Raw genomic sequence first — 12,143 nt, forward strand, 5'->3', positions numbered from 1 at the left:
ATCGGCCGTCCGGGGGCGACGTTACTTCTTCAGATCGTGCCGGTACTGAATGAAACCGGCGTTGTTCGCGAGCTTGTCGTACAGCGCGCGTGCGGTCGTGTTGGTTTCGTGCGTGAGCCAGTAGACGCGGCTCGCGCCGGCTTCGCGGGCGCGTTCGTACACGGCCTCGATCAGTGCGCCGCCCGCGCCTTGCCCGCGCGCGTCGGGCGCCGTGTACAGGTCCTGCAGGTAGCAGTACGGCCCTTCGGTCCAGCACGAGCGGTGGTAGATCGCGTGCACGATCCCGACCAGCGCCCCCGACGCGTCGAACGCACCGAGCACGAACATCGGCTCGGCCGGATCCATCAGGCGTGCCCACGTCGTCGCGAACACCGCATCGCTCAGCGCGGTGTCGTAGAACTTCTGGTAACCCTGCCACAGCGGACGCCACGCGGCTTCGTCGGCGGCGACGAGCGGGCGCACCGCGACGCGCGTGGCATCGTTCGCGCGGCCGGCGGCGTCGCGCGCGCGGGCCTGCGCGTGGCGGATCGCGGCGAGCGACTGGCGCTGTTCGCCTTGCGCGTCGAAGTTCTCCGGCGCGAGCCACGCGTCGAACGCGGCGCGGACATCCGGCCATTCGCCGTCGATGATCGAGAACCACGCGGTGTCGCGATTGCGGCCGCGGTAGACGATCGCCTGCCGGAACGTGCCTTCGTAGCGGAACCCGAGCCGCGCGGCCGCCTTGCGCGACGGCGCGTTCAGGTCGTCGCACTTCCATTCGTAGCGCCGGTAGCCGAGCGTGTCGAACGCATACTTCATCAGCAGGAACTGCGCTTCGGTCGACACCGGCGTGCGCTTGAGCAGCGGCGAGAACGTGACGGAACCGACCTCGATCACGCCGTTGGCCGGATCGATGCGCATCAGCGCGAGCGTGCCGACCGCGCGGCCCGTGGCGCGGTCGATCACCGTGTAGTGCAGCGGATCGGTGCTCGCCTGCGCGCCGCGCGCGTAATCGCGGTAGCTGGACTCGTCGGCGTACGGGCCGTGCGCCAGATAGGTCCAGTCGCTGCCGTCGGGCGCCTGGGCGTAGGCGGCGTACAGGTCGGCCGCGTGGCGCTCGGCGTCGAGCGGTTCGAGCCGGCAGTAGCGGCCTTCGAGCGCGATGCGCTCGGGGCGCGGACGCGCGGACCAGTCGGGAACGGGTTGGCCGATGGGCTGCTGGAAAGCGTTGGTGAGCGTGGGCAAGGTCGATCTCGCTTCGGTTGGCGGCCGGCGACATGCCGGCATGCAGACGATCGTAGTCCCGGCGAGGTACCATGAGAAGCGCCAGCGAACGGCAAATTTATGGTGCCACGATCGGTGGCCGTCAGCCGTACGCCGCTCACCGTACGTTCGACCTTTTCACGCTGCGATGTTCCGATGACGACTGCCTTTCCTTCCGGCGGCGCGCCGTTGCTGCCGCTCGATGCGCCGCTGGCGCGCACGCCCGGCGCACCTTCGCTGCAGCGCCAGTTGCTGCGTCGCGTGCGCGACGCGATTCTCGGCGGCGCGATGCCGGCCGGCACGCGGCTGCCCGGCACGCGCGCGCTGGCCGAAACGCTCGGCGTGTCGCGCAATACGACGGCCGCCGTGTACGAGCAGCTCGTCGCGGAAGGCTTCCTGCAGTCGGACCGTCGCGGCACGCGGGTCGTCGGGCTGTCGCGGCCGGCGCCGCCGCGCCGGCGTGCCGCGCCGCCGACCGTCGCGCAGCGGCTCGGCCGGATTCGCGCGAGCCTCGTCGGCGCCGGCGAATCGGAGGGCTTCCGGCCGGGCGTGCCGGCGCTGTCGCATTTTCCGGTGGACGCGTGGCGGCACGCGATCGATCGCGCGTTACGCCGCGCCGGCCGCGACCTGCTGGCGTACGGCGATCCGCTCGGCGAGCCCGCGTTGCGCGAATCGATCGCGCGCCATCTGGCCGTCACGCGCGGCGTACGCTGCGATCCCGAGCAGATCGTGATCACGGAGGGCGCGCAGGGGGCGATCGCGCTGTGCGCGCAGTTGCTGACGAATCCGGGCGATACGGTGTGGGTCGAGGAGCCCGGCTATCGCGGTGCGCGCACCGCGATGCAGGCGGCCGACCTCGACGTCGTGCCGATGCCGGTCGACGCGGAAGGGCTGCGCGCGGAACCGGACGACTGGCGCGAGCGACCGCCGCGCCTCGTCTACACGACGCCGTCGAACCAGTTCCCGACCGGCGCCGTGCTGTCGATCTCGCGCCGGCTCGCGCTGATCGATGCGGCGCGCCGCCATCGCGCGTGGATCATCGAGGATGACTACGACAGCGAATTCCGTCACACCGGCGAGCCGATCGGCGCGATGCATGGGCTCGCGCCCGATTCGCCGGTCGTCTATCTCGGCTCGTTCAGCAAGACGATGTTTCCGGCGCTGCGGATCGGTTTTCTCGTGCTGCCCGACGCGTTGCTGGCCGCCGTGCGGCCGGCGCTGCCGGAGATGCTGCGCGGCGGGACGCGTCATGTGCAGCTCGCGCTGGCCGATTTCATCGAGACGGGCGAGTACGGCCGGCATCTCGGGCGGATGCGCAGGTTGTATCGCGACCGGCGGCGTTTGCTGCTCGCCGCGCTCGACGGCAGCCTGAGCGTGCCGCACCAGGTCGAGGGCGGCCCGTGCGGGCTGCATCTCGCGCTGCGGCTGCCGGCGCGTTATCGCGATCGCGCGATCGTCGAGGCGGCGCGCGCGCATGGCATCGGCCCGTTTCCGCTGTCGGGTTTCGCGATCGATGCGGCGCGGGCACGCAACGGGCTCGTGCTCGGTTTCGGCAATACGTCGGCCGATGCGTTCGAGCCGATGTTGCGGATGGTGTCGGCGATCGCGGAGCAGGTGGCCGCGGATGGTGCGTGACGGTATAGTTGCGCGATTCCGACTTCCCCCCACCCGATCATGATTGCATGCCGTCCGTCGTTCCTGTTCGTTGCCGTTGCCTGCGCGTCGCTGGCGGCGGCCGCTGCCCACGCTCGACCGACACGCGACGGCTTCGTTTGCGATACCGACAAGCATCACATCGTGATCGACCGCGTGGCGGATCGCGGCGCATTGCGCTACCGCGCGTGGAACAAACCGCATCCGGTCGATGGGAAGCCGGACGTCGAAGTGCTCGGCGGCACGGAAACCACGGGCGGAACGGATCCGTGCGTGAGCACCGACTGGTCGTTCAAGCGCGGCAATATCGAGTACTCGGTATCGGACAGCGCCGCCTGCACGGACGGCAAGCCGCCGCGCGGCGCTTAGGGGATGGTCTCCGTGACGATCGACAAGGAATTCGCCGCGCGTTACTGGTGCGTCAGGTAATCGGTGCTTTCAAAATATTGAAACGCCGGGCAGGCCGAAAATCGCTAAATATTTTAAAAGATCGGCCGATATCTCGATATTAACGACGGCTGATTGCGCAGTCCGATTCGCGCGTTTTGTCTTTTCGATCGTAAAGAATGGTCAACGGCGCTTGCCACGATTCGTGCCATGAGCGACGATCCCTCTCCGTAACAAACGGTTACTTTCCGGCGATGACTCGATGTGGCGGACAAAGACCGGGCAGGCCGCAATGAGTCACGTTCGTCGTGTGCTCCGATAAATAACAATGCCGATCGGACGAGATCGGCTGCAGGCATCCGGGCGCGATTACCGCGTATGCCGCCTGCGAAATCGTATCAATCCAGATGAAATCTGATTCAAGCTCTTATTGCTTCCCGAATCTGCTCGAAGCGTTTTTTACCGTCGTCGTGCTGAACATGGTCGAGTATCTGATGAACTCGATCATCTGGTCGGCTGGCCGCAGCGCCGGGCTGCAGACGATGGCAATCGCCAGCATCGGGCGGGTGCTCGCGAACGGCCTCGTATTTACGGTGCTGCTTCATCACGGCAAATTGACCTACCGCAGCTTGCTGCACGACGGCGTCGATTCCTGGCGAACGACGATCGGGCGATTTTTCGTGCCCATCGTGCTGATGACACCGGCTTTGCTCGTGACGATGAGCGTGCTCGAAGTCGGCGTCGGGCAGTTTTTCCCGTGGACCGGAACCCGAGACGACGCCCGCGAGGTTTATGTGAATGGCGGGCTCGGCCTGATCGTATTGACCTGCGCGATTGCGCCGCTACTCGAAGAGATGCTGTTTCGCGGCGTGATGCTGCGCAGCTTCTTGCGACAGTATCCGGAGGGAACGGCTATCGCCCATTCGGCCGCGGTATTCGGTCTTGCGCATTTGAACGTGTATCAGTTCGCGCTCGCATTCGGACTCGGTTTGCTGATCGGCAAGCTGTATGCGGCTACCCGATCGCTGCTGCCGGGGATATTGATTCATGCCTGCTACAACACGGCCGTCGTGATCGTCGCGCTGAAATCGCCGTTCGTTCTCACCGGGGAGAGCCTGCTGGAAATCTGGCCGACGTCCTGGTGGTTCGGCGCGCTCGTGCTGGGCGGCGTCGGCGCATGGTGGCTGGTCAAGGCGGTGGATGAGCAGCGAATGGTGTCGGCGAGTACGGCAAACGACAACGCGTGAAACGAGCGCGCACGGCGATGGGCTTCTACAACGAGAAAACGAGGTGAAGGATGCGGGGCAAGCAAATCTTTCTGGTGGGGCTGGCAAGTACGGTGCTGATGCTGACGGCATGTGGCGGCGGCGATGACGGTGGCGGCGCCAAGACCGGAAGCAGCGCGTCGAACGACGATACGACGGGAACGCCGACGGCCACGTCGCCCGCCGCGCCGGCGCCAGCGCCGGGCGCGTCGACCCAGCCTGCGGTCCAGACGGCTTGCCGACCGAACGGCAACTTCAGCTATTCGGGGGCTGCGTCGCCGGTCGCGGCGAGCAACGGCCAACTGGCGGTGCTCGTCGTGCCGAATTTGCCGAGCGATTACGCGAAGAACCGCAACATGACGGCGGCCAATGTGCCGGCGACGAGCCTGGTTCAGCAGGGTAGCGGCGCATTTACGACGCTTGCGTCGTCGGCGGCGGCGACCGACTGCCTCGGGCTCGACCATGGGGCCGTGACCGACATCCAGGGCGTCGGCACCGATGTGGCGATCGGCCGGTGGAATCGCGCGATGGACACCGACGGCAATACGTATACCGATACGCAAGGCGTGCACTACGCGGTCGGCACGCCGCTGTCGTTGCCCGCCACGGGCGGCCCGCTTTCGTGTACCCAGGTGATGGCCGATACGGTGGCGAGCAACAACGGCGACACGAGCGGTGCGCTCGTGTCGAGTTCGGCCACGCTGGATCCGGTCACGCGCATGCTGACCACACTGAACCTGTCGATCAAGCTGGACAGCGCGCAATACGGGCTGACGTATACGCAGGTGCCGTTGAACGGCGTGCTGAAGACCACCGGCCCCGCGACGATTCAATCGATCGTGGTCGGACACGACGCGGCCCAGCCGCTGGTGGCCGTCGGTTACACGGTTGCGTTGCCGAACACGCAAGGCGTCGGCGGCGTGGCGGTGTTGTCGTGCCACTGACCGGAGCCGGTGCCGGCTCGTCGATGGACGGGGGCCGATGACGAACCGTTTGCGGTGTGCGGGCCACCTGTCCGTGATGCGCGACAGGTGGCATGTCCGGCCGCAGACCGCGACGATGACACTGGCACTGACGCCCGCACCGATGCGTGGTGGATGTTCGGATTGACGAACCGCGCGCTTTGTTCGAAACGAACGCCGTCGCGGTTCCGCCGCTCGGGTACCTCCCGGCATACGGGTTTCGATTCGTATGTTCCACCCGGCGCGTAGGCTATAAATGGTTGGGTGTGCCGGTGTTTGTCGGGCGCCTGCGCGTCTCGCGCAGGGGGACCGCGACTGCCCGGGGGAGGTGCACCGTGGTTTGCCAGACGCTTGCTCGCGCCGTGCTTCGCACCGCGTTGATCGGGGGCGTGTTTGCCGGAGTCCTGCCGCCGCCCGCCGCCATCGCCGGCACCCTCGCGCCACCCGCCGCACCGCCGGCGATGAAGGCACGGCCGCCCGCCGCGTCCTATGCGATGCCGGTCGACTTCCCGGCGATCGTCGAGCGCTACGGCCCGGCGGTCGTGACCGTCCTGGCCGCCACCCCCGATCCGCAGACCGGCGGCCCGGCCTTCGCCATCCTCGATCCCGACGATCCGCTCGCCGCGTTCTTCCGCCATGGCGCACCAACGCCCGCGCAGGGGCCGCAGGCGCCGGCGCCCGATACCGCGCCGCGTACGGTGTCCGGCAGCGGCTCGGGCTTCATCGTCAGCGCCGACGGCCTGATCGTCACGTCCGCCCATGTGGTCGACGAGGCGACCGACGTGACCGTGCGGCTCGTCGACCGCCGCGAATTCAAGGCGACGGTGCTGGCCGTCGATCCGCAAAGCGATGTGGCCATGCTGCGCGTCGACGCGCGGAAGCTGCCGTTCGTGCGCCTCGGCGATTCGTCGAAAGTCCGCGCGGGCGAACCGGTGATGACGATCGGCGCGCCGGACGGGTCGGGCAACACGGTCACGGCCGGCATCGTCAGCGCGACGTCGCGCCGGCTGCCGGACGGCAGCGCATTCCCGTTCTTCGAGACCGACATCGCGCCGAACCCGGACAACTCGGGCGGCCCCGTGTTCAATCGCGCGGGCGACGTGATCGGTATCGCGGTGCAGGTCTATACGGGCGCCGACCGCTACGCGAGCACGACCTTCGCGATCCCGATCGCATTCGCGGCGAAGGTGCGCGCCCAGTTGCGCGCGCAACGGCAGGCGCAGATGCAGGCGCAGCAGCCTCAGGCGCCGGCGCCGGGCGCACCGTCCGCCAATGCGTTAGGCGTCGACGTGCAGGACGTGGGCGTCGGTCTGGCCGCGGCGTTCGGGCTGCCGCGTCCGGCGGGCGCGCTCGTCAACGGCGTCGAGCCCGGCTCGCCGGCCGCCGCGGCCGGCCTGAAGCCCGGCGACGTGATCGTGAAGATGGGCGATACGGCCATCGGTCGCTCGGCCGAACTGAACGACCTGGCCGCCGCGCTGCCGCCCGGCGGGAAGGCGCCGCTGCGCGTGATCCGCAACCGTGCGCCGATGACGCTGACGATCGCCGGCGCCGACGACGTGGGTGGCGGCACGGCGGCGACGGTCGGCATGGTCGCGCCGAAGGCCGCCGCGCGGCCGGGGCCGGGTACCGGCGGCGCAGGCGACAGCGGCGACCACGGCGATCGTCTCGGGCTGACGATGCACGCGTTGAGCGACGACGAGCGCCGTTCGACGGGGCTCGCGGTCGGGATGATGGTGGACGCGGTGCACGGCCCGGCCGCGCGCGCAGGCATCCAGCCGGGCGACGTCGTGCTGGAGCTCAACGACACGCTGCTCGAGACGCCGGACGACGTGCAGACGCTCGAAGCGAACGGCGGCAGCGTGATCGCCGTGCTGATCCAGCGCAACAACGCGCGGAAGTTCGTCTCGGTGCGCACGCGTTAGTGAGGGCGTTGACGCGGGTGCCGTCGTCCACCTAACATCGTCCGCTATCGCTGGCGGTCCGCCACGCATTCGGGAGCCATTCGGCATGAAAACGGCATGCTTCATCGTAGTCGTCCACAGGCGCAAGGTCCGGTAGCGGCACCGCGCCGGCATCCATGCGCCCCCGACTCGTTCGGGGGCTTTTTTTTGTGTTGCGCGCGGCCATGCGGCCCGTGCGCGGGAGGGCATCCGCTTGCCATCGAACCTGTCGACCGCTTCCGACCCGGCGTCGCCGCGGCATGCGACGTTGATCCTGCTGTGCGCGTTGTCGGTGCTGCCGCTGAGCCTGTTCCTGTCGTCGCTGCCGACGATCGTGCGCGACCTGCATACCGACTATGCGGTCGTCGCGCTGTCGCTCGGCGGGTATGCGGCGGTGGCCGCGTCGCTCGAATGCGTGACGGGGCCGCTGTCCGACCGGTTCGGGCGGCGCCCGGTCGTGCTGACGAGCGTTGCGATATTCACGCTCGGTTCGCTCGGCTGCGCGATGGCGACCGATATCCGCGTGTTTCTCGGCTGCCGGCTGATGCAGGCGGCGATCACGTCGGTTTATCCGGTGTCGATGGCGGCGATCCGCGACGCCGGCGGCGGCGCGCGCGCGGCGAGCCGGATCGGCTATGCGGCGATGGCCGCCGCGTTCGCGCCGATGCTCGGCCCGACGCTTGGCGGCGCGCTCGACCAGACGGTCGGCTGGCGCGCAAGCTTCTGGCTGCTGGCCGCAGTCGGCATCGCGCTGTTCGGCTGGTGCGCGCTCGATCTCGTCGAAACCCATACGCACCGGTCGTCGAGCTTCGGGCAGCAGCTTCGCGCGTATCCGGCGCTGCTGCGTGCGCGCCGTTTCTGGGCCTATGCGCTGTGCATGGCGTTTTCGACGGGTGCGTTCCATGCGTTTCTGGCCGGCGCGCCGCTCGCCGCGAAAACGCGGTTCGGCATCGCGCCGGCGGAGATCGGCTTCTACATGGGGACGATCACGGCCGGGTTCGTGTGCGGCAGCTTCGTGGCCGCGCGGGTCGCGCGCCGCCATGCGCTGGCCACGACGATCCTGTGCGGGCGGATCGTGGCGTGTGCGGGCCCGCTGATCGGCCTCGTGTTCGTGTTCGGCGGCGCGACGCACGCGCTTGCGTGGTTCGGGCCGTGCGTGCTGGTCGGCATCGGCAATGGACTGAGCAATCCCGCCGCCCATGCGGGCGCGGTGTCGGTGCGGCCGGAACTGGCGGGCAGCGCGTCGGGGCTGGCCGGCGCGATGACGATCGGCGGCGGCGCCGCGCTGTCGTCGCTGACGGGCGCGCTGTTGACCTCCGCCAATGCGGGCTACCTGCCGCTCGCGACGATGCTGCTGTCGGCGACGGTCGCGCTGGCGGCCGCCGTGTGCGTGCGGGCGTTCGACGCGCAGGACGCCGGGCGGTGAGCGCGGGTGCGCCCCGGTACCGGCGCGCGGCCGAATGACGGACAATCCGCCGCATGCCGGGAGACGATGCACGATCCGCGCGCCACGTGTCCCGGCGAGCACGAAGGGCGACTGGACGAGGATGCGATGAGCGACTTTTCTGATTTCCAGCGAGACATTGCCGATGCCGCGAGGGCGACCTTCAGGGCGCTGCGGGCGTTGCACCCGGACGAGCATTTCTACGCGTTTGCGTTGTACACCGACAGCGGCGCGATGACGGTCGCGCCGGCAGCCAATTCGCTCGAAGGGCTGCGCCGGATCTGCGCGCGGCAGGCGGTTGCGGACGACGATCCGCGGTTCGTGTGGGGCGTTTCCGAATGGGCGTACGCGGCGGCCGAGGCGTCGCCGTTCAACGCGATCTGCGGCAGGCTGGCCGACGAAGTGCTGAGCCCGCAGTTCGTCCGGTCGCGATTCGCCGAATTTTCGCGGCAACTGCACGCCGACATGATCGAGGCGTTACGTTTGCTTGATCGCGACGGCGTATTCGGCACGGGCGACGACCGGGCGGCCGTCACGCTGTTCGTGTCGATCGGCGACGACGACGCAGCCGAGGCGCTGGAAAACGCTTCGGCGAAAGCGCTGAATCCGCCGGCCGTCGCCGACGCGTTCCTGCGTCGCTACGACTGACCGGCATCGAGGTATCGCGGGGCGGCCCGGGCAGGCAGCCGCCCCCGCAAACGCCGTCAAGGCTTCGCGCCGACCACGAATTCGAACGTCGCGATGCCGTCGACGCCGCCCGTCACGCGGTCGCCCGGCTGCAGCGCGCCGACGCCGGCCGGCGTGCCGGTGAAGATCAGGTCGCCGGCCTTCAGCTCGACCGAGCGCGACACGTACGCGATGACGTCGGGCACGGCCCAGATCATGTCGGCGAGGTCGCCTTGCTGGCGCGTGTCGCCGTTGACCGCGAGCCAGATGCGGCCGGCGGCCGGATGGCCGGTGGCCGTCGCCGCGCGCAGTGCGGTCACGGGGCCCGATGCATCGAATCCCTTTGCCCAGTCCCACGGGCGGCTCAGCTTCTTCGCTTCGGCCTGCAGGTCGCGGCGCGTGAGATCGACGCCGACGCCGTAGCCCCACACGTGCGACAGTGCGTCGGCCGGGTCGATCGAGCGGCCGTCCTTGCCGATCGCGACGACCAGCTCGATTTCGTGATGGAGATCGTTCGTCAGCGGCGGATAGGCGACCGTGCCGCTGGCCGGGACGATCGCGTCGGCCGGCTTCGTGAAGAAGAACGGCGGCTCGCGGTCGGGGTCGGCGCCCATTTCACGGGCGTGGTCGGCGTAATTGCGGCCGACGCAGAATACGCGGCGTACCGGAAAGCGCGCGGACGACTGGTCGACTTCGACTGAAGGACGCTCGGCGGCGTCGATGACATAGGCGGACATCGGATGGCCCTCGTTCGGTAGGAAGACGGATGGCCGGCGCACCGCGCCGGCATGCGTGCAACGATACCCGACGCGCGTGCGCCCGGATGCGACGCAACTGCGTTTTACCGGGACAAAACTACGCGTCGGCGGCGGCCGGCGGATCGTCGCCGTCGGGCAACGCGGCGTTCGCGTCGCGATAGGCTTTCGGCGAGACGCCGACCCGCGCGCGGAAGCGCCGCGCGAAATACCCTTCGTCGCGGAAGCCGACCGAGCGCGCGATGTCCGCGATGCGCCGGCTGGTATGGGCCAGCAGCGACTGCGCCAGCGCGATGCGGCGCTCGGTCACGAGATCGGTGAAGGTGCTGCCGGTTTCCTTGCGGACCAGGTGCGCGAGGTAGTTCGGCGAGAGGAACGCGGCTTCGGCGGTCGCGGCGAGCGTCAGGTCCTCGCGGGTCAGGTTCGCACGCACGTGGCGCAGCACGCGGGCCAGCGCGTCGCGCCGGCCGGCGCGCTGGGCGCCGCGCTGCGCGAGTTTGTCGAGCGCGCCCGCGTACTGCGTGCAGACGAGCCCGATCAGTTGCAGCAGGTAGCCGCGCAGCAACGTGGTCGAGCCGAAGGTGCGCACGCGATCGGCGTCGAGCATGCACAGCGCGAGGCGGCGCGCTTCGTCGTACGTGTCGCCGGTCAGGATGAAATCGAGGTGCTCCTGGAAGCGGAACGGCGTCAGCTCGGGGAAGCGGTGCGCGGGCACGTCCTCGAGGTCGAGCGGATCGACGTCGAGATCGGCGCGCAGGAACGCCTGGCTGAAGTTGATCACGATGAAGTGCGCGCCTTCCGGATGCGGAATCAGGTGCTCGCGGTGCGGCAGCACGAACGCGAGCGCGCCGCGCGGAAACGGCCGCGTGACGCCGCCGATGCGCTGCTCGGTGTCGCCGCCGAGGTTGAACTGGATCTGGAAATACGCGTGCCGATGCGGCTCGGTGATCGCCTGGCGCGACGCCTGGTCGCGGATGTAGAAATCGAGCCGGTCGCTGCGTTCGGGCATCCCGTACAGGCGCGGCGGGGCGGTGGAGGGCATGAAGGATTCTGCTGTTCGTGACGCGGATGAGCCGCGATGGTACAGCGAACCGGGCGCGACGGGGACGGGCGTTTGCGCGGTCAGCCCACGAGCGGCGCGACCCGGCGCCGCAGCTCGGGCACGACCTCGGCGTCGAACCACGGATGGTGCTTGAACCACGCCTGGTTGCGCGGCGACGGATGCGGCAGCGGCAGGATCGCGGGGCCGTAGTCGCGCCACGCGTGGACGGTGTCGGTCAGCGTCGCCTTGCGCGTGCCGCGCAGGAAATGCCGCTGCGCGTACTGGCCGATCAGCAGCGTGAGCCGGATCGACGGCAGTTCGGCCACCAGCCGGTCGATCCACAATTGCGCGCATTCGGGGCGCGGCGGGTTGTCGCCGCTCGCGCCTCGGCCCGGGTAGCAGAAGCCCATCGGCACGATCGCGAAGCGCGTCTCGTCGTAGAACGCGTCGGGCTCGACGCCGAGCCAGTCGCGCAGCCGCTTGCCGCTCGCGTCGTCCCACGGGATGCCGCTCGCATGGACGCGTGCGCCCGGCGCCTGCCCGACGATCAGGATGCGCGCGTCGCGATGCGCGCGCACGACCGGGCGCGGGCCGAGCGGCAGGTCGTTTTCGCATGCACGGCACGCGCGGATTTCGGTGAGCAGCACGTCGAGCGGCGCGCGCGTTCGTTTCGGCATCGGTTCGGAGCGGGGACGGAGTGGCGAGGCGCTGTCGTACGAGCGGCACGAGCGGCACGCGCGGGCAGCGGCCGGGCGCCCTGGCCCGGCAGCGCACGCCGGCTGCACCG

11 protein-coding genes are annotated in these 12,143 nt (G+C 69.3%); 7 read left to right on the top strand and 4 right to left on the bottom strand.

Going from position 1 to position 12,143, the window contains the following annotated elements:
* Positions 1 to 21 precede the first annotated feature (21 nt).
* Positions 22 to 1,224, bottom strand: a complete 1,203-nt coding sequence (locus tag WS95_RS03285; protein ID WP_034204716.1) for a GNAT family N-acetyltransferase — start codon at positions 1,222 to 1,224, stop codon at positions 22 to 24.
* Between the two features lie 174 nt (positions 1,225 to 1,398).
* On the opposite strand from WS95_RS03285, the gene pdxR reads away from it, so the two are divergent.
* From pdxR to WS95_RS03320, 7 genes are all read left to right on the top strand, one after another.
* Positions 1,399 to 2,877 carry a MocR-like pyridoxine biosynthesis transcription factor PdxR gene (gene pdxR, locus WS95_RS03290; protein ID WP_059822289.1) on the top strand — a complete coding sequence of 493 codons (1,479 nt, stop codon included), beginning with the start codon at positions 1,399 to 1,401 and terminating at the stop codon, positions 2,875 to 2,877.
* 39 nt (positions 2,878 to 2,916) lie between these two features.
* A complete protein-coding gene (locus WS95_RS35540) occupies positions 2,917 to 3,264 on the top strand; it encodes a hypothetical protein (protein ID WP_230624768.1) in 348 nt (115 codons plus the stop codon).
* A gap of 425 nt (positions 3,265 to 3,689) precedes the next feature.
* Positions 3,690 to 4,529 (top strand): CPBP family intramembrane glutamic endopeptidase, encoded by an 840-nt coding sequence (locus tag WS95_RS03300; protein ID WP_059822291.1) that lies wholly within the window; start codon positions 3,690 to 3,692, stop codon positions 4,527 to 4,529.
* A gap of 50 nt (positions 4,530 to 4,579) precedes the next feature.
* Positions 4,580 to 5,491: a hypothetical protein gene (locus WS95_RS03305; protein WP_059822293.1), complete on the top strand. Its 912-nt coding sequence runs from the start codon at positions 4,580 to 4,582 to the stop codon at positions 5,489 to 5,491.
* Positions 5,492 to 5,844: 353 nt separating this feature from the next.
* Entirely contained in the window at positions 5,845 to 7,431 is a 1,587-nt protein-coding gene (locus WS95_RS03310; protein WP_059822294.1) for a trypsin-like peptidase domain-containing protein, read from the top strand.
* A 232-nt stretch (positions 7,432 to 7,663) separates the two neighbouring features.
* Complete coding sequence (locus WS95_RS03315; protein ID WP_059822296.1) at positions 7,664 to 8,875, top strand: MFS transporter; 1,212 nt, start codon at positions 7,664 to 7,666, stop codon at positions 8,873 to 8,875.
* A 126-nt stretch (positions 8,876 to 9,001) separates the two neighbouring features.
* The gene (locus WS95_RS03320) at positions 9,002 to 9,541 is read left to right on the top strand and encodes a DUF4303 domain-containing protein (RefSeq protein WP_034206174.1); all 540 of its coding nucleotides are present in this window, start codon (positions 9,002 to 9,004) and stop codon (positions 9,539 to 9,541) included.
* Positions 9,542 to 9,597: 56 nt separating this feature from the next.
* Here WS95_RS03320 and WS95_RS03325 read toward each other — a convergent pair whose 3' ends face one another.
* The 3 genes from WS95_RS03325 to WS95_RS03335 form a co-directional block, all read right to left on the bottom strand.
* On the bottom strand, positions 9,598 to 10,296 hold the full coding sequence (locus WS95_RS03325; RefSeq protein WP_034204722.1) for a fumarylacetoacetate hydrolase family protein: 699 nt from the start codon (positions 10,294 to 10,296) through the stop codon (positions 9,598 to 9,600).
* Positions 10,297 to 10,414: 118 nt separating this feature from the next.
* Positions 10,415 to 11,356: a helix-turn-helix transcriptional regulator gene (locus WS95_RS03330; protein ID WP_059783360.1), complete on the bottom strand. Its 942-nt coding sequence runs from the start codon at positions 11,354 to 11,356 to the stop codon at positions 10,415 to 10,417.
* Between the two features lie 80 nt (positions 11,357 to 11,436).
* Entirely contained in the window at positions 11,437 to 12,033 is a 597-nt protein-coding gene (locus WS95_RS03335; protein WP_059822297.1) for a uracil-DNA glycosylase family protein, read from the bottom strand.
* Positions 12,034 to 12,143 lie beyond the last annotated feature (110 nt).

The organism is Burkholderia sp. MSMB1826, assembly GCF_001526325.1.
Taxonomy (GTDB): domain Bacteria; phylum Pseudomonadota; class Gammaproteobacteria; order Burkholderiales; family Burkholderiaceae; genus Burkholderia.

Coding starts and splice junctions, on each gene's coding strand:
- pdxR (WP_059822289.1), top strand. CDS start 1,399: ATGACGACTGCCTTTCCTTCCGGCGGCGCGCCGTTGCTGCCGCTCGAT.
- WS95_RS35540 (WP_230624768.1), top strand. CDS start 2,917: ATGATTGCATGCCGTCCGTCGTTCCTGTTCGTTGCCGTTGCCTGCGCG.
- WS95_RS03300 (WP_059822291.1), top strand. CDS start 3,690: ATGAAATCTGATTCAAGCTCTTATTGCTTCCCGAATCTGCTCGAAGCG.
- WS95_RS03305 (WP_059822293.1), top strand. CDS start 4,580: ATGCGGGGCAAGCAAATCTTTCTGGTGGGGCTGGCAAGTACGGTGCTG.
- WS95_RS03320 (WP_034206174.1), top strand. CDS start 9,002: ATGAGCGACTTTTCTGATTTCCAGCGAGACATTGCCGATGCCGCGAGG.
- WS95_RS03325 (WP_034204722.1), bottom strand. CDS start 10,296: ATGTCCGCCTATGTCATCGACGCCGCCGAGCGTCCTTCAGTCGAAGTC.
- WS95_RS03330 (WP_059783360.1), bottom strand. CDS start 11,356: ATGCCCTCCACCGCCCCGCCGCGCCTGTACGGGATGCCCGAACGCAGC.
- WS95_RS03335 (WP_059822297.1), bottom strand. CDS start 12,033: ATGCCGAAACGAACGCGCGCGCCGCTCGACGTGCTGCTCACCGAAATC.